The sequence below is a fragment of the Phenylobacterium sp. FG114 genome, from assembly GCF_057809855.1.
The window spans coordinates 99,423-114,993 of the sequence record NZ_JBMDKU010000007.1 but is presented as its reverse complement, the minus strand read 5'-3'; the positions used below and the strand labels follow the sequence as shown (position 1 = coordinate 114,993).

At 69.2% G+C, this 15,571-nt stretch carries 18 protein-coding genes; 7 read left to right on the top strand and 11 right to left on the bottom strand.

Annotated elements, in window-relative coordinates:
- Window position 1: 1 nt before the first annotated feature.
- The gene (gene spt / locus ACODSY_RS13695; protein ID WP_488952312.1) at window positions 2–1,216 is read left to right on the top strand and encodes a serine palmitoyltransferase; all 1,215 of its coding nucleotides are present in this window, start codon (window positions 2–4) and stop codon (window positions 1,214–1,216) included.
- Here spt and ACODSY_RS13690 read toward each other — a convergent pair.
- The 3 genes from ACODSY_RS13690 to ACODSY_RS13680 are packed head-to-tail and all read right to left on the bottom strand — an operon-like array spanning window position 1,189 to window position 4,114.
- Complete coding sequence (locus ACODSY_RS13690) at window positions 1,189–2,100, bottom strand: hypothetical protein (protein ID WP_488952311.1); 912 nt, start codon at window positions 2,098–2,100, stop codon at window positions 1,189–1,191. The genes spt and ACODSY_RS13690 overlap by 28 nt on opposite strands.
- Window positions 2,097–2,999: a diacylglycerol/lipid kinase family protein gene (locus ACODSY_RS13685; protein ID WP_488952310.1), complete on the bottom strand. Its 903-nt coding sequence runs from the start codon at window positions 2,997–2,999 to the stop codon at window positions 2,097–2,099. The genes ACODSY_RS13690 and ACODSY_RS13685 overlap by 4 nt, the downstream gene beginning before the upstream one ends.
- Window positions 2,996–4,114, bottom strand: a complete 1,119-nt coding sequence (locus tag ACODSY_RS13680; RefSeq protein ID WP_488952309.1) for a CDP-alcohol phosphatidyltransferase family protein — start codon at window positions 4,112–4,114, stop codon at window positions 2,996–2,998. The genes ACODSY_RS13685 and ACODSY_RS13680 overlap by 4 nt, the downstream gene beginning before the upstream one ends.
- A 67-nt stretch (window positions 4,115–4,181) precedes the next feature.
- On the opposite strand from ACODSY_RS13680, the gene ACODSY_RS13675 reads away from it, so the two are divergent.
- On the top strand, window positions 4,182–5,066 hold the full coding sequence (locus ACODSY_RS13675) for a metallophosphoesterase family protein (protein ID WP_488952308.1): 885 nt from the start codon (window positions 4,182–4,184) through the stop codon (window positions 5,064–5,066).
- On the opposite strand, the gene ACODSY_RS13670 is transcribed toward ACODSY_RS13675, so the two are convergent.
- On the bottom strand, window positions 5,063–5,530 hold the full coding sequence (locus ACODSY_RS13670; protein WP_488952307.1) for a DUF2141 domain-containing protein: 468 nt from the start codon (window positions 5,528–5,530) through the stop codon (window positions 5,063–5,065). The genes ACODSY_RS13675 and ACODSY_RS13670 overlap by 4 nt on opposite strands.
- Before the next feature lie 62 nt (window positions 5,531–5,592).
- Here ACODSY_RS13670 and ACODSY_RS13665 point away from each other — a divergent pair, with 62 nt between their 5' ends.
- Genes ACODSY_RS13665 through ACODSY_RS13645 form a run of 5 tightly spaced genes read left to right on the top strand, consistent with a single transcriptional unit; the run spans window position 5,593 to window position 10,177 of the window.
- Window positions 5,593–6,027, top strand: a complete 435-nt coding sequence (locus ACODSY_RS13665; protein WP_488952306.1) for an HIT family protein — start codon at window positions 5,593–5,595, stop codon at window positions 6,025–6,027.
- 22 nt (window positions 6,028–6,049) lie between these two features.
- Window positions 6,050–7,237 carry an LptF/LptG family permease gene (locus ACODSY_RS13660; protein WP_488952305.1) on the top strand — a complete coding sequence of 396 codons (1,188 nt, stop codon included), beginning with the start codon at window positions 6,050–6,052 and terminating at the stop codon, window positions 7,235–7,237.
- On the top strand, window positions 7,234–8,292 hold the full coding sequence (locus ACODSY_RS13655; protein ID WP_488952304.1) for an LptF/LptG family permease: 1,059 nt from the start codon (window positions 7,234–7,236) through the stop codon (window positions 8,290–8,292). The genes ACODSY_RS13660 and ACODSY_RS13655 overlap by 4 nt, the downstream gene beginning before the upstream one ends.
- Window positions 8,289–9,431 (top strand): dATP pyrophosphohydrolase, encoded by a 1,143-nt coding sequence (locus ACODSY_RS13650; RefSeq protein ID WP_488952303.1) that lies wholly within the window; start codon window positions 8,289–8,291, stop codon window positions 9,429–9,431. Before ACODSY_RS13655 ends, ACODSY_RS13650 begins: the two co-directional genes overlap by 4 nt.
- Window positions 9,428–10,177: a nucleotidyltransferase family protein gene (locus tag ACODSY_RS13645; RefSeq protein ID WP_488952302.1), complete on the top strand. Its 750-nt coding sequence runs from the start codon at window positions 9,428–9,430 to the stop codon at window positions 10,175–10,177. The genes ACODSY_RS13650 and ACODSY_RS13645 overlap by 4 nt, the downstream gene beginning before the upstream one ends.
- On the opposite strand, the gene ACODSY_RS13640 is transcribed toward ACODSY_RS13645, so the two are convergent.
- The 7 genes from ACODSY_RS13640 to ACODSY_RS13610 all read right to left on the bottom strand — a co-directional run bounded on the left by ACODSY_RS13640 (window position 10,174) and on the right by ACODSY_RS13610 (window position 15,552).
- On the bottom strand, window positions 10,174–11,259 hold the full coding sequence (locus ACODSY_RS13640; protein WP_488952301.1) for a cache domain-containing protein: 1,086 nt from the start codon (window positions 11,257–11,259) through the stop codon (window positions 10,174–10,176). The genes ACODSY_RS13645 and ACODSY_RS13640 overlap by 4 nt on opposite strands.
- 156 nt (window positions 11,260–11,415) lie before the next feature.
- A complete protein-coding gene (locus tag ACODSY_RS13635; protein WP_488952300.1) occupies window positions 11,416–12,165 on the bottom strand; it encodes a phosphocholine cytidylyltransferase family protein in 750 nt (249 codons plus the stop codon).
- A gap of 155 nt (window positions 12,166–12,320) precedes the next feature.
- Window positions 12,321–12,581 carry an SWIB/MDM2 domain-containing protein gene (locus ACODSY_RS13630; RefSeq protein WP_488952299.1) on the bottom strand — a complete coding sequence of 87 codons (261 nt, stop codon included), beginning with the start codon at window positions 12,579–12,581 and terminating at the stop codon, window positions 12,321–12,323.
- Between the two features lie 121 nt (window positions 12,582–12,702).
- Window positions 12,703–13,341 (bottom strand): dienelactone hydrolase family protein, encoded by a 639-nt coding sequence (locus ACODSY_RS13625; protein ID WP_488952298.1) that lies wholly within the window; start codon window positions 13,339–13,341, stop codon window positions 12,703–12,705.
- A gap of 77 nt (window positions 13,342–13,418) precedes the next feature.
- Window positions 13,419–14,528, bottom strand: a complete 1,110-nt coding sequence (locus tag ACODSY_RS13620; protein WP_488952297.1) for an HlyD family secretion protein — start codon at window positions 14,526–14,528, stop codon at window positions 13,419–13,421.
- A complete protein-coding gene (locus ACODSY_RS13615) occupies window positions 14,525–14,980 on the bottom strand; it encodes a PaaI family thioesterase (RefSeq protein ID WP_488952296.1) in 456 nt (151 codons plus the stop codon). The genes ACODSY_RS13620 and ACODSY_RS13615 overlap by 4 nt, the downstream gene beginning before the upstream one ends.
- Window positions 14,977–15,552 (bottom strand): TetR/AcrR family transcriptional regulator, encoded by a 576-nt coding sequence (locus tag ACODSY_RS13610; RefSeq protein WP_488952295.1) that lies wholly within the window; start codon window positions 15,550–15,552, stop codon window positions 14,977–14,979. The genes ACODSY_RS13615 and ACODSY_RS13610 overlap by 4 nt, the downstream gene beginning before the upstream one ends.
- Between the last annotated feature and the right edge of the window lie 19 nt (window positions 15,553–15,571).

Below are 15,571 nucleotides of genomic sequence, written 5' to 3'. Positions count from 1 at the left end.
GATGTCGCTGCTCGACAAGCACCTGGGCTATCGCGCCCCGTTGGATGGCATCCGCGCTGCGGGGGCCGATCCATCCAGCGTTCGATTCGACGCCGTCCTTTCGCCCACCGAAGGCATGCTGGACGGCAAGCAGGTCATACTGCTCGGCACCAACAACTACCTGGGCCTGACGTTCGACGAGGCCTGCGTCGAAGCCTCCGCCGCCGCCGTGCGCGAGTGGGGTACGGGCACCACCGGATCGCGGTTCGCCAACGGCACCTTCAGCGGCCACACGGCCCTGGAGACCGCGCTGGCCAAGTTCTACGGCCGCAAGCACGCGATGGTCTTCACCACCGGCTATCAGGCCAACCTGGGCGGCATCTCCGGCCTGGTGGGTCGCGGCGACCACCTGATCCTGGACGCCGATAGCCATGCGTCGATCTATGACGCGGCCAAGCTGTCGGGCGCCGAGGTCATTCGCTTCCGCCACAACGACCCCGAAGACCTGCACAAGCGCCTGCGCCGCATGGGCGAGCACGCCAAGGGCAGCCTGATCGTGGTCGAGGGCATCTACTCCATGATCGGCGACGTCGCGCCGCTGAAGGAGATGGTGGCGATCAAGAAGGAAATGGGCGCCTACCTGCTGGTGGACGAAGCCCATTCCATGGGCGTGCTCGGGGAAAAGGGCCGCGGCCTGGCCGAGGCCGCCGGCGTCGAGGACGACGTCGACTTCATCGTGGGCACCTTCTCCAAGAGCCTGGGCGCCGTGGGCGGCTTCCTGGTCTCGAACGAAGACAATTTCGACCTGCTGCGCATCGTCAGCCGGCCCTACATGTTCACCGCCTCGCTGCCGCCGGCCGTGATCGCCTCGACGCTGACGGCTCTGAAGCGTCTGGAGGAAGACTCCAGCCTGCGCGCCCAGCTTTCGGCGAACGCCGACCACCTCTACGACGGCCTGCGCGACATGGGCTATGCGGTCGGTCCGCACGCCAGCCCGATCACCGCCGTCGTGATGCCCGATCAGGCCACGGCCGTGATGATGTGGAACGCCCTGCTTGCCAACGGCGTCTACCTGAACCTGGCGATCCCGCCGGCCACGCCCGAGAACAAGTCGCTGTTGCGCTCCAGCGTCAGCGCGGCCCACACGCCCGAGCAGATCGACACCGTGCTGGACATCTTCGAGCGCCTCGGCCTCGAATACGGCCTGCTTCAGCGTCCCCGCCGCGCCTCGGCCTGACGCGTACGTAGCTCCAGCCACGCCCCGGGCGCCGCCAGGAACGGGTGGCGTTCGCGGAAGGGCGTGACCGCGATCTCGATCCCCGTGTGCCGCTCGATCTTGTAGGCCGCGTAGCGCGCGGCGCCGTCGAAGGTGAAGGCGGCCTTGAGGATGCGCGCCACGTTCAGCGGCTTGCCGGCGAGGCTGGGGAGAGCCCAGCCGGGTAGGCCGCGCCTGTCGGGGCGCATCGCCCCGTCCTCTTCCGAAAAGGCCACGCCGGCCTCGCGCCAGGCCATCGGCAGCATCGCCGCATAGCGGTCGCCGCCCGAAGCCATCACCGTGTCGGCGCGGTCGGTGCTCTCCACCCGAAACTCGGCGGCGTAGGTGCGGCGGAACAGGGCCAGCCAGAACGCCTCGGCCGGTCCCACGTCGGGGCCGAGCGCGGCGGCATACCGCGAGGCCGTAGCCACGGCGGCCGCCACGGCCTGGGCCGCGGCTCGCCCGGCGGCCGGGTCGGCGCTCCACACGCGTTGCGCCGGCTGGACGAAACGGGCCCAGATGGTGGTGTCCAGGGTTCGGCCCTCGGCCGCCTTGCGGAAGGTCGAAAGCGGCATGGTCGCCACCTTGGCCCGCAGGAGGCGCCCCCCCACCGTGACCTCGTGATAGCTCACTTCGGGCCAGATGATGCGCTCGACGGCGCCCTGGAAGCCCGACCGGTGCGGACGAGACGTCAGGCGATAGAAGTCGAGAATGCCGCTGAGGTCGCCGGTACGCAGGGTCGAGCCGTAGTAGAGGATCACTGCATCTCGCGCGGGGTCGGCCAGGGCGCGCGCCAGCTCTACCACCACCTCGGGGGCCGGCGACGCCAGCTCGGCCTCGATGCGCCCGAGGAGTTCGCCGCTCACGGGATCACGAACTCCAGCGACGGCCCCTGCCGGATCGTCAGGGCGCCGGCCTTGTAGGGCTCGCCGTCCAGGACGAAGTCGCCGTCGTAATCCAGTTCGAAGCTCTCGGCGTCATCGCGCCGGTAGCCGCTCGTCTCCAGCCAGGGCGCGTCACCGCCGCCCATGATGACCGGAAGCGCACGCAGCAGGCGCCGGGGCGGCGCCTCCACGGAGAGCACCTTCAGGCCTTCACGCGGCTCGCCGTACGGCTTGAAGCCCATCGGGAACCGCTTGAGCGTCGAGGCCATCACCAGAAACCAGCGCCGCTCGTCGGCGATCGGGCCGATCGAGAGCCGCGCCGTCTCGCCCCGTCGCCAACGATCGCCGGCGCCGCCAAGGACCGTGCGGGCCAGGGCTCCAGCCATCGTGACGCCGACCGCGGCGTTGTCGATGAAGCCCTTGCCGTGGTTCTTCTGGGCCAGCTTCGTGGCGCGCACGAAGGCGCCCATGCCGAACAGGAACCCCCGCCGCTCGGTGACCCCATCGCGCACGATCTCCAGGCACTGGCGGCGCTTGGTGGGCTTGGCCCCGCAGGCGGCCAGGATGTCCTCCAGCGTGGCGCCCAGCGGCGTCTCGATGTCGAGCGCCAGGGCGTTGGTCTTGCCATTCGGCAGCACCGCCAGGCGCGGAAGTTCGCCCGGGAAGGCTTCCGGCAGGCGCGTGAGCACCTCACGCACCGTACCGTCGCCGCCGTCGATGACCACCAGGTCGACCCCCTCGGCGGCCAGGCGGCGCAAGCCTGCCATCAGGTGGCTGGGCTCCTCGGGGACGATGTCGAGGACGTCGTCGGGCAGCGGCGCGCGCCCCTGCCCCCGGTTGCGGTGGCTGTTGCCGTTCCAGATGAGGCCGGCGCGGGTCACCGCGAGAGCCAGGAGACGACGCGGTCGCGGGGGGTCGCGAGCGCCTGGACGAGTTGCACGGCATGGACCAGCAGGCTGAGCGCGGTCCATAACGCCACCAGATGGAAGCCGATCTGGGGCGCACCCAGGAACCAAGCAGGCGTCAGGATCAGCAGGTTTGGATTCCGCCGCGCGGTGATCAGGCGAAAGAAGCTGTCGAACCGCCGCCACGAATGCACGTGGAAGCCATAGCGGCGCATGAAGATCCCCTCGAAGACCCGCTGCACCACGTAGCCGACGAGGATGACAGCCAGTCCGTAGCCCGCGAGGTCGGGGGTGATCGCCACGGCACCGAAGCAGCCCACATACCAGGCCCACCACCAGAACGGTGGGTGGATCAGGTCGATGCCATGGTCGAAGACATTGCCGATCGCCGACGAGGTCAAGGTCACGCGGGCCAGCTTGCCGTCGACGGTGTCGAGGAAGGTCATGATCCAGGCGCAGACCAGACCCCAGCCGAACTCGCCCTTCCAGAATAGCCAGAAGGCGGCCAAAACTAGCAAAAACCCGATGAAAGTCACATGGTTGGGCTTCAAACCTGCGAGGGCGCACCAACGCGTGACGATGCGCGCCGGGACCGGCCACCAGTACTTTGTGACGACGTCCGTCACGCCCTTGTAAGAGCCCGCGAAGGTGCGGGCCTCGACGGCGCGGACGTTGTCGGTGGTCAGCCGGACCAGCACCGGCGGCTCACGTTTGCGGAGCGCCTCGTTGTACGAGAGTTCCGACAGCGAAAGGCGCTGCAGGCCGCCGGGGTCGGCGCCGCTCTCCAGCGCCGCCGAGGCCTCGGCCACGCGCTCGGCCGGCACATGGGCCGCGACCGCCTGGCCTTCGTCCGTGATCAGGACCGATCCCGGCCGCCTGGCCAAGGTGGCCAGCAGCGACTCGTCATAGACCCAGCCGCCTAGCGCCAGAACCACGCCGCCGGACGCCGGCGCCGTCTCGACGACGCCCAGCTTGGCGCGCACGAAGGTGCGGCGCAGGCGCTCTCGCGCGGTCATGCCCCATATGCGGACGTCGCCCGCGCCCAGGATCATCCCGACCGGCGCGGAAGCCGCTTCACCCGTGATCTGCAAAAGCCCGCGCGCCTCTCACGCAAATCGATGGAACCTGATACCGAGCGCCGTTCCGTTAGGAAAGCTCGTGACCGCCTTCCGCCTCGCCCATCTGTCCGACCTGCAGCTTCCGCCGCCGCCCCTGCCCTTCCGCTGGCGCGACGTGGCCTCGAAGCGCCTGCTGAGCCGGTTCGCGTGGCGACGCAAGCAGCACAGGCATATCCAGTCCGTCCTTGACGCCATCGCGGCCGACGTGGCCGCCCATTCGCCGGACCATGTGGCGATCACCGGCGACGTGATCAACTTCGCAACGCCCGAGGAATTCGCCGCGGCGGCTGTGTGGCTCGAACGACTGGGCGACCCTGCCCGCGTCACCATCAGCCCCGGCAACCACGACGCGCTCAGCGCCGCCGGCGCGCCCAGGGCCTTCGGCCCGTGGCGGCCCTGGCTCGGCGACGATCCTGAGGCCGATTTCCCCCATCTGCGCGTTCGGGGGCCGGTCGCCTTGGTCAACCTGTCGTCGGCCCTGCCGACCGCGCTGCACCTCGCACAAGGCACGCTTGGCGCAGCCCAGATTGCGCGGGCGCGGGACTTGCTGAAGGAGACAGGTGAGGCCGGCCTCTATCGCGTGGTCCTGATCCATCACCCGGTGGCGCGTGGCGTAGTCGCCGGCCGCAAGGAATTGACCGATGCGCCGGCATTGCGGGCGATGCTGAGCGAGGTCGGCGCCGAACTGATCCTGCACGGCCATGCGCACGAGGCGCTGATGACCGGGACCCCGGGGCCGGCGCACACCATCCCGATCCTGGCGGTCCCCGCCGCGTCCACCCCCTTTAGCGGGCGTGGCCAACCGGCGCGGTGGAACGAGATCGCGATCGAACGCGAAGGGGCCGGCTTCCGCACGACAGTGACCGCCCGGGGCATCACCGCCGACCTCTCCGTCGAGCACCTGGGACGATTCGTCCTGTGCTAGCGCAGGTACTTCATCTGGATGGGGGTCACCCGCTCGCCGGGTCCGACGCGAAACCGCACCGAACCGAACGACGGCAGACCGGTCTTGGTGTCGGGATCGTTGGAGAAGCCGAAGCCCTCGGCCGGCAAGCCCACCAGCGTTCGGTCGAAGTCCCGGTCGCCGTCGCGGTCATGGTAGACGGCCACGGCGTAGGCGCCTTGAGGGACCCAGAAGCAGGCCCTGACGCTGGCGGCGGCCTTCACCCGTTGGCGGCCCAACTTGCCTCCCTTGGCCAGGAACCGCTTCTTGTCGTCGGGGTAGACGGTGATGGCCACCTCACCGATCGCGGGGCGCACGCCGTTCACCTGCACCATCAGTTTCGAGGAGGTCGGCGCGCGTGTGCCGGCGCAGCCCTGGTCGGCAAGGCTTGGTCCGGCGGCCATCAGGGCTCCGGCGATGGCGAATGCGGCCGTTCGGCCTTTCATGGTCAGGAGCGGCTCCCTATGATCTCGGCGCGGCTCGGCCGCTCACCTGGCATGGATAAGTCGTGACGAACGCTACGGCCCGCAAGTTCGGCTACCCCCACACCCTTGTCGCGGAGACCGAGCACTGGCTGGTGCTGTTGCGGCCGCAGCAACCCACCTTCGGCGCGTTGGTGCTGGTCTGCAAGGACGAGGCGACGGCGTTCTCCGACCTCTCGGCGGCGGCCATGGCCGACATGAAGCCGGCGGTCGACGGCATCGAGGCCCTGCTCCGCCACACTGTCGCCTACGAGCGCATCAACTACCTGATGCTGATGATGGTCGATCCCGACGTCCACTTCCACGTCCTGCCACGCTACGACGGAGAGCGGGAATACGACGGAAAAACCTTCAGGGATGCGGGCTGGCCGGGTCCGCCCGCGCTTGCGTCGAACGTCGCTCTGAGCGAGGAGGAGGCGGCGACGCTCGCCGCCGACTTCGCCGCCCGCTGGCCGGCGTGACCGCCGCTATTCGAGGGATCCGTTGAGCCTCATCGACCGGTACCTGCTCCGCCTGGCCTTCTGGCCGATGGTAGGGGCGATGGGCGTGACGCTCGTGGCGCTGCTGCTGGAGCGGATCCTGCGGCTGCTCGACATGCTGTCGGCCTCCAGCGACCGGTTCGGCTTCGTCGCCCAGCTCGCCGTGAACCTGGTGCCACACTACCTGGGCCTGACCCTGCCGGCCGCGTTCTTTCTGGCCCTGGTGGTGGTGGTGAACCGCATGAACCAAGCCTCGGAGATCGACTCGCTGCTGGCGGCAGGGGTCTCGCTCACCCGGCTGGCCGCGCCCTACCTGTGCCTGGCCGCGGCGCTGACCGCCGTCAGCCTGCTGGTTTTCGGCTTCCTGCAGCCCTACAGCCGCTACGCCTATCGCGCCGTGCTGCACACGGCCCAGAACGCCGGCTGGAACGGCCTGGTCCCTGCCGAGACCATCCTGACCCCATCCAACGACCTCACCATGACGACGGACGAGGCGGATGCGGCCGGGCAGCAGCTGTCGCGGATCTTCATCCGCCGGATCACCGACAAGGGTCGCGAAGAGATCACCACGGCGAGCATGGCCGAGATCCGCCGCGCGGCCGACGGCCAGAACGTTCGCCTCGAGCTACAGAACGGTCAGCAGCTGCGCTTCAACGACCAGGGCCGTCCCGAAATCCTCAGCTTCAAAACCTTCACCATGCAGTTGCCCATCACCGGGCCGGCGAAGCTGCTGCGCGCCCGCGGTGGCGATGAGCGCGAGCTGACGCTCTTCGAGCTGTGGAACCAGGCGAAGAGCGGCCGCTCGACCATCCCGAAGGAAACCCTGAAGGGTGAACTTTATGGCCGGCTGGCGCGCGCGTTCTCGCTGCCGCTCCTGCCGTTGCTGGCCGTCCCGTTGGGCCTGGCGGCCAAGCGCAGCGGCCGCGCGCCCGGCGCCATCGTGGGCGGCCTGCTTCTCCTAGCCTTCCACCACCTCGTCCAACTGGGGGAAAGCCTGGCCGACAAGGGCAAGGCGCCGGCGGAGCTCTCGGTCGGAGGCCCGTTCGTCATCTTCGCGGCCATCGCCTTCTTCGTCTTCTTCACCAGCCGAAAGCGGCCCGGTGAGACCCCCATCGGGCTCGCCATGGAGCACCTGGGGGCGATGATCGCCCGCCTGCGGGTGAAGAAGGCTGCGAGCGGCGCCGCGGCATGACGCTCGGGACCTATCTCCTGAAGCTGATGGGGTCGCGGATCCTCATCGCTCTGCTGGTGCTGGTCGGGATCCTGCAGATCCTCGACCTGCTGGACGTGACCACCGACATCCTGGATCGAGACCTGGGCGTTGGCGGCATCGGCTACTATGCCCTTCTGCGCCTGCCGCGGCTGATCGAGCAGGCCGCGCCGTTGGCTGTCCTCGCCGGATCCCTGTTCGCGTTCGGCAAGCTGGCCGGAGACAGCGCGGTGACCGCCATGCGCTCGACCGGCATCTCGGCCTATCGCATCACCCTGATGGCCGTCCCCGCCGCGCTGGCCCTGACCCTGGCCCAGTTGGCCATCGGCCTGCAGATCGCGCCGCGCACCGACGCCACGCTGAGCGACTGGTGGCAGGCCAGCACGCCGAAGGACAAGGCCAAGGCGGTGGATCCGGTCACCTTCCGGGTGGGTGACGAGGTGGTGGTCGCGGTGCCGCGCGATCCGGACGGGCGTGGCCTGGAGCAGGTCACCATCTACCGCCGCGACCAGACCGGCCGCCTGGTCCAGCGCACGAGCGCGCCGGCCGCCGCCTATGAGAACGGCCGCTGGCGGCTGATCCAGCCCCGCTTCGAGACCCTGGGCGCGGCGAGCGTCGCCGAGGGGCAGGCCGCCTCGATGGATTGGACGGAGAACCTGAGGCCAAGCGACGTGCGTCAGCTCGCGGCGGGCGAGACCACGGTCACCGCCGCCGAGGCCAGCCGGGCGCTGGCCGGCGGCCTGTCGAACCGACCGCGCACCTTCTACGACACCCAGCTGCAGCGGGCATGGGCGGCGCCGATCGCCTGCCTGGTCATGCTGCTGCTGTCCGCGCCGGCCGCGCTGGCCAACTTTCGGGGCGGCGGGGCCACACTGATGGTCCAGTGCCTGGCGGCAGGGCTTCTCTTCCTGGTCTTCGACGGCGCCTTCACCGCGTTGGGCGAAAACGGCGCCGTGCCGCCCATCCTCGCCGCCTGGGCCGCGCCGGCGATGTTCTCGGCGCTGGCGGTGACCGTGCTGCTCTATCTGGAAGGATGAACGTGTCGGGGGGCGTCGAAATCGTCCCGGTCGGTTCCAAGGCGGAACTGGACCGGTTCATCCGCGTGCCCATGCGCCTGGGTGAGCGCGATCCGAACTACATCGCGCCGCTGATGATCGAGCGCGGCGAGTCCCTGACGGCCAAGGGCAATCCCTTCTTCGAGCACGCCGACGTTCAGTTCTGGCTGGCGGTGAAGGGCGGACGCGACGTCGGCCGGATCAGCGCACAGATCGACCACCTGAACCCCCAGACCAAGGAGGGCGTCGGCCATTTCGGCATGATCGCCGCCGAGGATGACCCGGCGGTGTTCGAGGCCCTCTTCGCCGCTGCGGAGGCCTGGTTGAAGGCCAAGGGCTGCAGGACCGCCATCGGGCCTGTGAACCTGTCGACCAACGAGGAGGTCGGCCTCCTGGTCGAGGGCCACGACACGCCGCCCATGTTCATGATGAGCCACGATCCGCGCTACACGCCCGCGCGGATCGAGGGCCAAGGCTACGCCAAGGCCAAGGACATCTACGCCTACGTCTGCAGCGTGGCCGACGACCTGCCCGGCCCGATCCTGCGTCGCGTCCGCAAAGGCCTGCCCGAGGGCGTGACGCTACGCACCGTCGAGATGAAGCGCCTGAAGGAGGAAGTGCAGACCCTCACCGGCATCCTGAACGACGCCTGGTCCGACAACTGGGGTTTCACACCGACGACCGCCGCCGAAACCCAGGCGCTGGCGACCACGCTCAGCCTGCTGATCGACGCGCGCCTGGCCTGGTTCGCCGAGATCGATGGCGAGCCCGCGGGCTTCATGATCCTGCTGCCCAACATCAACGAGGCGATCGCCGACCTGAAGGGCAAGCTGTTCCCGTTCGGCTTCCTCAAGCTGCTGTGGCGGCTGAAGGTCAAAGGCCCCAAGACCGGCCGCGTGCCGTTGATGGGCGTGAGGAAGAAGTTCGCCTCGACCCTGCGCGGCCAGCTCCTGCCCTTCCATCTCATCGACGCGGTCGCCCAGGCGGCGCGCCGGCAGGGCTACGAGCGCTACGAGCTGTCGTGGATCCTGGAAGACAACACCGCCATGCGACGCATCTGCGACGCGGGCGGCGCCAAGGTCTACAAGACTTACCGCCTGTACGAGAAGGCGCTGGCGTGACCGGCTTCTCCGCCCTGGTCCTTGCGGGCTCGCGCGGCGGCGAAGACCCGGTGGCGGCCTATGGCGGGGCCGGCCACAAGGCGCTGATCCGATTGGGAGACCAGACCCTCCTGGCGCGCGTGGTGGGCGCCCTGAAGGCGGCCGGCGCGGGACGGATCGCCGTGGTCTCCAGCGATACGCGCGTGCGGGCCGAGATCGCGCGACTGGACTGCGAGGCGCTGGACGAGGCCTCCGGCCCCAGCCTTAGCGTGAAGGCCGGCGCGCAGGCCCTGGGAACGCCCCTGGTGGTCACGACCGCGGACCACGCCCTGCTTCGGCCCGAATGGATCAGGCGCTTCCTGACCGATACGCCGACGGACGCCGATGTCACGGTGCTGGTGGCCGCCCGCGCGACCGTCGAGGCCGCCGCGCCGGGAACGAAGCGCACCTGGCTGAGACTCGCCGACGGCGACTGGTCGGGCTGCAACCTCTTCTACCTTGCCAACGACCGGGCGCTGGGCGTGATCGACCTCTGGCGACGCGTGGAGGCCGAGCGCAAGCGACCGTGGAAGATGGCCCAGATTCTGGGGCCGCGGATGCTGCTCCGCTACGTATTCCGGCGCCTTTCGCTGCGGGACGCGGCCGTCCGCCTGGGAGCCTTGGCCGGCGTCACGGCGGCGATGGTCGAGACGCCCTTCGGCCTGGCCTCGGTCGACGTCGACAAGCCCGCCGACCTCGACCTGGTGCGCCGGATCGTCGATTCCTAGGCCGCTTCGCCCGTCTGCGGTCGGGCAGTCGTCCCGGCGAGGCGCTCGCCCTGCACGATGCAGCCGTACCAGCCCAGGCCTTCGTAGGTCTCGTAGCCGGGGGTGAGCGCGTAGCCGACGGTGACCCCGTTGTCGGCATAGCTCCCCATTCCCACTGCGTCGCACGGAAGCTGGAACGTCTCGGTGAGCTCGCCCCGGCGATCCGATGCAGCCAGGATGCGCCCCCCTCGATCGAGGAGCAGAACCCGTGAGCGGCTCCTCTCCTCGTCGGTAAGGCGCACACCGTCCACCACCGCATTCGCCTGGGGCTGCCAGTCGAAGTGGATGCCCAGCACGCCCGTGACCTCGCCGTCCACCGCGCCGCCCTGTCGAATGGCGGCCGCGTAGGTCGCCACCGGCGCGTCGTTCAGCACCGGCAGCCGCTCGACATCGCAGGCCACGAATTCCTGGCCCGAGCGCGTGGCCTTGGCCCTCTTGAACCAAGCCGTGGCCGCCACGGAGCTCCCCGTCGCGCGCGGATAGCGTTCGGGCCGGCCGACGGCGACCACCTTCCCCTCGGCGTCACAAATCCAGAGGTCGAGGTAGACCGTGTAGGCGTCCAGGATCACCCGCAGACGACTGCTGGCGTGATCGGCCGCGGCCGGCGTACCCGTGCTGACGCAGTCGACCACCGCGGAATCCGTGGCCCACCAGCGCACGTCGCAGGTGCGTTCGTAGAGGTTGCGGTCGATGATCTCGATGGCGTTGAGCGCCAGGTCGGCCAGGCGCTGGCCCCGCAGGTGGCCGAGGATCGCCCCCCCGACGGCCGAGAGCTCGCGCAGATCGCCCTGGACCTGGCTTTCCAGGTTCGCAGTCACCTCGTCGATCCGCGACGAGATCGTCTTGAACTCCTCCGCCACGACCGCGAAGCCCTTGCCGGCCTCGCCGGCCCGCGCGGCGGTGATCAGCGCGTTGATGGCCAGCATCTTGGCCTCACGGTTGATCCGCGCGATATCGCCGACGCTTGTCGCCGCCGCTGTCGACAGCCGCTCGGACAGTTCCAGAATGCGCTCCGGAACCAGGGCTTCGTCGGTGTCTGACAACGGAACCTCTGCGCCTTGCCGCGCCCTCCCGCAGACGCGAACCCGTTAACGCTAAGGTTGCGAACCTTTCCAGGGTGTTGTCTTCGCAAGCCGGAGTGCGACTGGGCGCGTTTGGAGCTCAAAACCGCCCAATTGTCGGGCAGATGCGCTCAAACCCTAGGCGCCCTCGGGAGCCGTCCAGCCGCTCGACAGTCGGGTGAGATTCTCGACATCCTGCGGGAAGTCCATCTCTCCCCACTCGAGGCCCTCGATGGAGGCGACCTTCACGTCGACGCCAGCGCGAGCCAGTTCGTCGATCACCGAGAGGTACCAGCGCCGAAGGCCATCCGGTGTCTGCAGGACATGCTCGACGCCGGCCACGAACTTTGCGGCGCCCTCTTTTGAGAAGCGGAGAAAGCCGATGGACTCCGCGTCATAGGCCTCGATGGTCTTGCCAATAGCCTTGAGGCGGCCGTCGTCGGTCAGCACTTTCATGTCGTCGGCGTCGTAGGCCGGCTTGCGGTCGATGGTGACCGTGATCTCCGCCGGTGGAGCGGCCAGCAGCTTCTCCGCCACGCCTGGGCCGAAAAGGGTGTCGCCGTTGAGGATCAGGACCTCGCGGTCGAACTCCTGGCGGACGATCCAGCACGACGCGGTGTTGTCAGACACCGTGTAGAAGGGGTTGAACACCAGCCGCACCGGCATTTTCAGGCTTAGGGCGGCGATCTCGGCTTCGACCGCGTCGGCGCGAAAGCCCGTGACGATTACGGCCTCCTGCACGCCAGCGGCCTGCAGGCGAAGCAGTTGCCAGGCCAGGAGTGTACGGCCGGACAGCTCGATGAGGCATTTCGGCCGCGCCTCGGTCAGCGGCAGGAGGCGCTTGCCCTGCCCCGCGGCGAGGATGATGGCTCTGTTGGGCGAGGTCACGAAGACATCCGTGAGAAGGGAGGCCGCGGCCCGGGCCGCGGAGGTCGGACCTTATGTCGTCACACGCCTCAAAAGTGAAGAGACCTCGCAGGGCGAGCAGCCCGCGAGGTCCCCCTTCACGCAAGGCCGCGGCGCACGCAGGCGCCGCGCGCGTCCTACTTGAGGTGCGCGGCCAGGTGCTTGTTCATCTCGAACATGCTGACCTTGTCCTTGCCGCCGAAGACGGGCTTCAGCTTGGCGTCGGCCAGGATCTCACGCTTGTTCGCGGGGTTCTGCAGGTTGTTCTTCTTGATGTAGTCCCAGATCTTCGACACGGTTTCACCGCGCGAGAGCTGCGCCGAGCCCACGACAGCGGCCAGTTCGGCGGAGGGCGTCAGCGGCTTTTGCAGGGCGTTCGTGTTCTTACCAGTGGCCATGGGCTCCCCCAGCTAGATTGGTTGGAGCGACGTCCCGGCGGGGGTCGCCAGGACCGAGTCGCTTGAGACATCCTAGCGCGGCGCGCACGGCGCGCCACAGAAGATGCGTCACATCAGTCGTCTAGGGGTTGAGCGCCCGAGCACCGACATTCGTTCCAGGCGCCGTTTCGGACGCCGGCGACGACAGCGCGCGGTCGAAGAAGTCGATCAGGTCCGGCCATCGGGGGTCGCGGTCGTAGACCTCCACGTCGAACAGGACTCCCGAAAGGTTGAGCGCCGTCTCCAGGAGGCCCGCGCGCACCGGGATCGCGTGAACCTCATAGCCCAGGCGAACAAGGCCATTGATTTTTTGAGATATTTCCAGGGCAGGCCTAGCGCGGAAGCCCCTGCCCCCATAGGCCGCCACCGCGGCGATGCGTTCGGCCCTGCCTGCGGCGAGGTCGAGCGCGAGATCGGCGCCCGAGCCGAAGCCCAGCGCCCCCACCCGCGTGTCGTCTACCCTGCGCTCGTCCGCCAGATGGTCCAGGCAGGCCCACGCCGCCTCCCGCCGATCCTCGGACGACAGGCCCGAAAAATCCGGGGCGAGGACAAAATAGTTGTGGGCGGATAGGCGGCGCACCCGGGATTCCACCTCGGCGAGGGGTGTGGTGCGTCGGGAAAGCAACAGAATCGGCGGCTTCCGTCCCTCGTTGTCGGGACAGGCGACGAAGGCGTCCAGCGCGCCATCGTCCAGTTCGACTTCGATGTGGGCTTCCGGCATGGCCCGAATTTATTCCTACCTATCGAATAGGAATAAGCCGTTTGTCTGAGGCCGTTTTGAGTTTCCCTTTAAGGGGCTCAGTCGCCGTCCAGCTCGACCGTGACCTTCGCCGACAGCCCCGGCCGCAGGCGCGCGAGTTCCGGCTGGCCAGGGTCGAAGCGCAGGCGCACCGGCACCCGCTGGACGATCTTGGTGAAATTGCCGACGCCCGGCTCGAAAGGCAGCAGCGCGAACTCAGAGCCCGTGCCGGGGGCGAAGCTCTCCACATGGGCCCTCAGGGTCACGCCGGGTAGCGCGTCGACCTTCACCTTGGCGGCCTGGCCGTTCAGCATCCGCGCCGTCTGCGTCTCCTTGAAGTTCGCGGTGATGTAGAGGCGGTCCAGCGGGTTCACGACCAGCAGGCGTGAGCCGGGCTGGACGTAGTCGCCGATATTGGCCTGCCGGTCGCCCACCACGCCGCTGATCGGTGCGCGGATGTCGACGTGCTGCTGGTCCTGCCGGGCCAGGTCCAGCGTCGCGGCGGCCTTCTGGCGCTGGGCGCGGGCCTGGGCGACGGCCGCGACCAGCTCGCCGCGGCGACTTGCGGTGACGCCGGCTTGGCTGCGGCTGACGGCCAGCGAAGCGCGGGTCTTTTCCGCCGCTGCGGCGGCGGCCACGGCCTGGGTCTGGATGCGATCGGCGTCGCGGCGCGGCGCGTAGCCTGTCTTCAGGAGCGCGGCGTAGCGGTCCCAGTCGGCCTTGGCGCGGACGGCTTCGGCGTCGGCGGCGCGAATGCCGGTCTCGGCCTCCCGCACCTCGGCGACCGACATGGCCTCCTCGGAGCCCAGCCGGACCAGCGCCGCTTCGGCTGCGGCCACCGCGGCTTCGGCGGCGGCGAGGTCGCCTTCGGCGGCGGCGACCCGGGCGGCGTATTCCTCGGGATCCAGACGCACCAGCACCTGGCCGGCCTTCACGGGCTGATTGTCGCCGACCAGCACCTGGGCCACGTGGCCTTTCACGCGTGGCGCGACGATGGTCACGTCGGTCTTCACATAGGCGTTGTCCGTGGTCGCCGACGCCCCGCTCGCGTGGATATAGGCGTAACCGCCGGCGGCGACGGCCAGGGCCGCGCCGGCCATCAACACCCCGCGCGGCAGCTTGCGCCTGGGCTTCACCGGCGTGCCGGTGGTCACCGATTCCATCTTCATCTGTCGAACACCAGCAGGGTGGAGGTGGCCGTGGCGTAGAGGCGGCCCTGCTCGTCGGTGAGCCGCCCCTCGGCGAAGGCGGCGCGACGGCCGGCCTGGATCACCTTGCCCTCGGCGCGCACCGGACCGGTGTCCTTGGTCATGGCGCGGTGGTAGGCGACCTTGAGCTCCAGGGTCGTGTACCCCTGCCCCGCCTTCAGCACCGAGTGGACGGCGCACCCCACGGCGGAGTCCAGCAAGGTCGCCGCATAGCCCCCGTGCACCGTGCCGATCGGGTTATAGACGCTCTCGTCGGGGTGGCCGCCGAACACGACGCGACCCTCCTCGATCTCAATGACCGTGAAGCCCATGGTCTTGCCGATGCCCGGCGCACGCTCGGGACGGTCCGGGTCGAATACGGCGCGGAGCTGCTCCAGGCCAGACAACTCGGCGGGCGGCGTGACGGCGTTCATTGCACAATCCCCATGCGGATCTTCAGGCTGCGCCGGGCGTCGGCCAGCAAGCGGTCGGCGGCCTCGCCGTTCGAGATCGCCCGCGAGAGCGAGACCGCGCCGGCCATTTCGGCCAGCAGCGAAGCCGCGAGGTCCTTGCGGCCATCCGGCAGCCAGCGGGCCAGCCGGCCGATCAGGCCGTGCACGCCCCGCTCATAGGCTTCGCGTACCGGCGCCCCCTGGCGGGGCAGCTCGCTGGACAGCGTGGCGATCGGGCAACCGCGCTCCGGATGGTCGCGGTGCTCGCGGGTGACGTACAGGTCAACGAAGGCCGACAGCGCCTCGGCGCCGTCCTTGCCGTCCATCAGCTTCTCGAACCGGCGCCGGCTCTGGCCGAACGCCTCGTCGATGGCCGCGGCGACCAGCGCCTCCTTGTTCGGGAAGTGGGCGTAGAAGCCGCCGTGGGTCAGGCCGGCCTCGGCCATGATCTCGGCCACGCCGACGCCATCGGGCCCCTTAGCCCGCACGGCCCTGGCCGCCGCCTTCAGCACCTTCTTCCGGGTCTCTTCCTTGTGGGTGTCGCTATAGCGCATGGCGATGCCTGCATTTATA

What these genes read in the sequence shown, in the direction of transcription:
- ACODSY_RS13625 (WP_488952298.1), bottom strand. Translation starts at nt 13,341, where the DNA reads ATGCCGGAAGCCCACATCGAAGTCGAACTGGACGATGGCGCGCTGGAC.
- ACODSY_RS13615 (WP_488952296.1), bottom strand. Translation starts at nt 14,980, where the DNA reads ATGAACGCCGTCACGCCGCCCGCCGAGTTGTCTGGCCTGGAGCAGCTC.
- ACODSY_RS13655 (WP_488952304.1), top strand. Translation starts at nt 7,234, where the DNA reads ATGACGCTCGGGACCTATCTCCTGAAGCTGATGGGGTCGCGGATCCTC.
- ACODSY_RS13620 (WP_488952297.1), bottom strand. Translation starts at nt 14,528, where the DNA reads ATGAAGATGGAATCGGTGACCACCGGCACGCCGGTGAAGCCCAGGCGC.
- ACODSY_RS13650 (WP_488952303.1), top strand. Translation starts at nt 8,289, where the DNA reads ATGAACGTGTCGGGGGGCGTCGAAATCGTCCCGGTCGGTTCCAAGGCG.
- spt (WP_488952312.1), top strand. Translation starts at nt 2, where the DNA reads ATGTCGCTGCTCGACAAGCACCTGGGCTATCGCGCCCCGTTGGATGGC.
- ACODSY_RS13670 (WP_488952307.1), bottom strand. Translation starts at nt 5,530, where the DNA reads ATGAAAGGCCGAACGGCCGCATTCGCCATCGCCGGAGCCCTGATGGCC.
- ACODSY_RS13610 (WP_488952295.1), bottom strand. Translation starts at nt 15,552, where the DNA reads ATGCGCTATAGCGACACCCACAAGGAAGAGACCCGGAAGAAGGTGCTG.
- ACODSY_RS13630 (WP_488952299.1), bottom strand. Translation starts at nt 12,581, where the DNA reads ATGGCCACTGGTAAGAACACGAACGCCCTGCAAAAGCCGCTGACGCCC.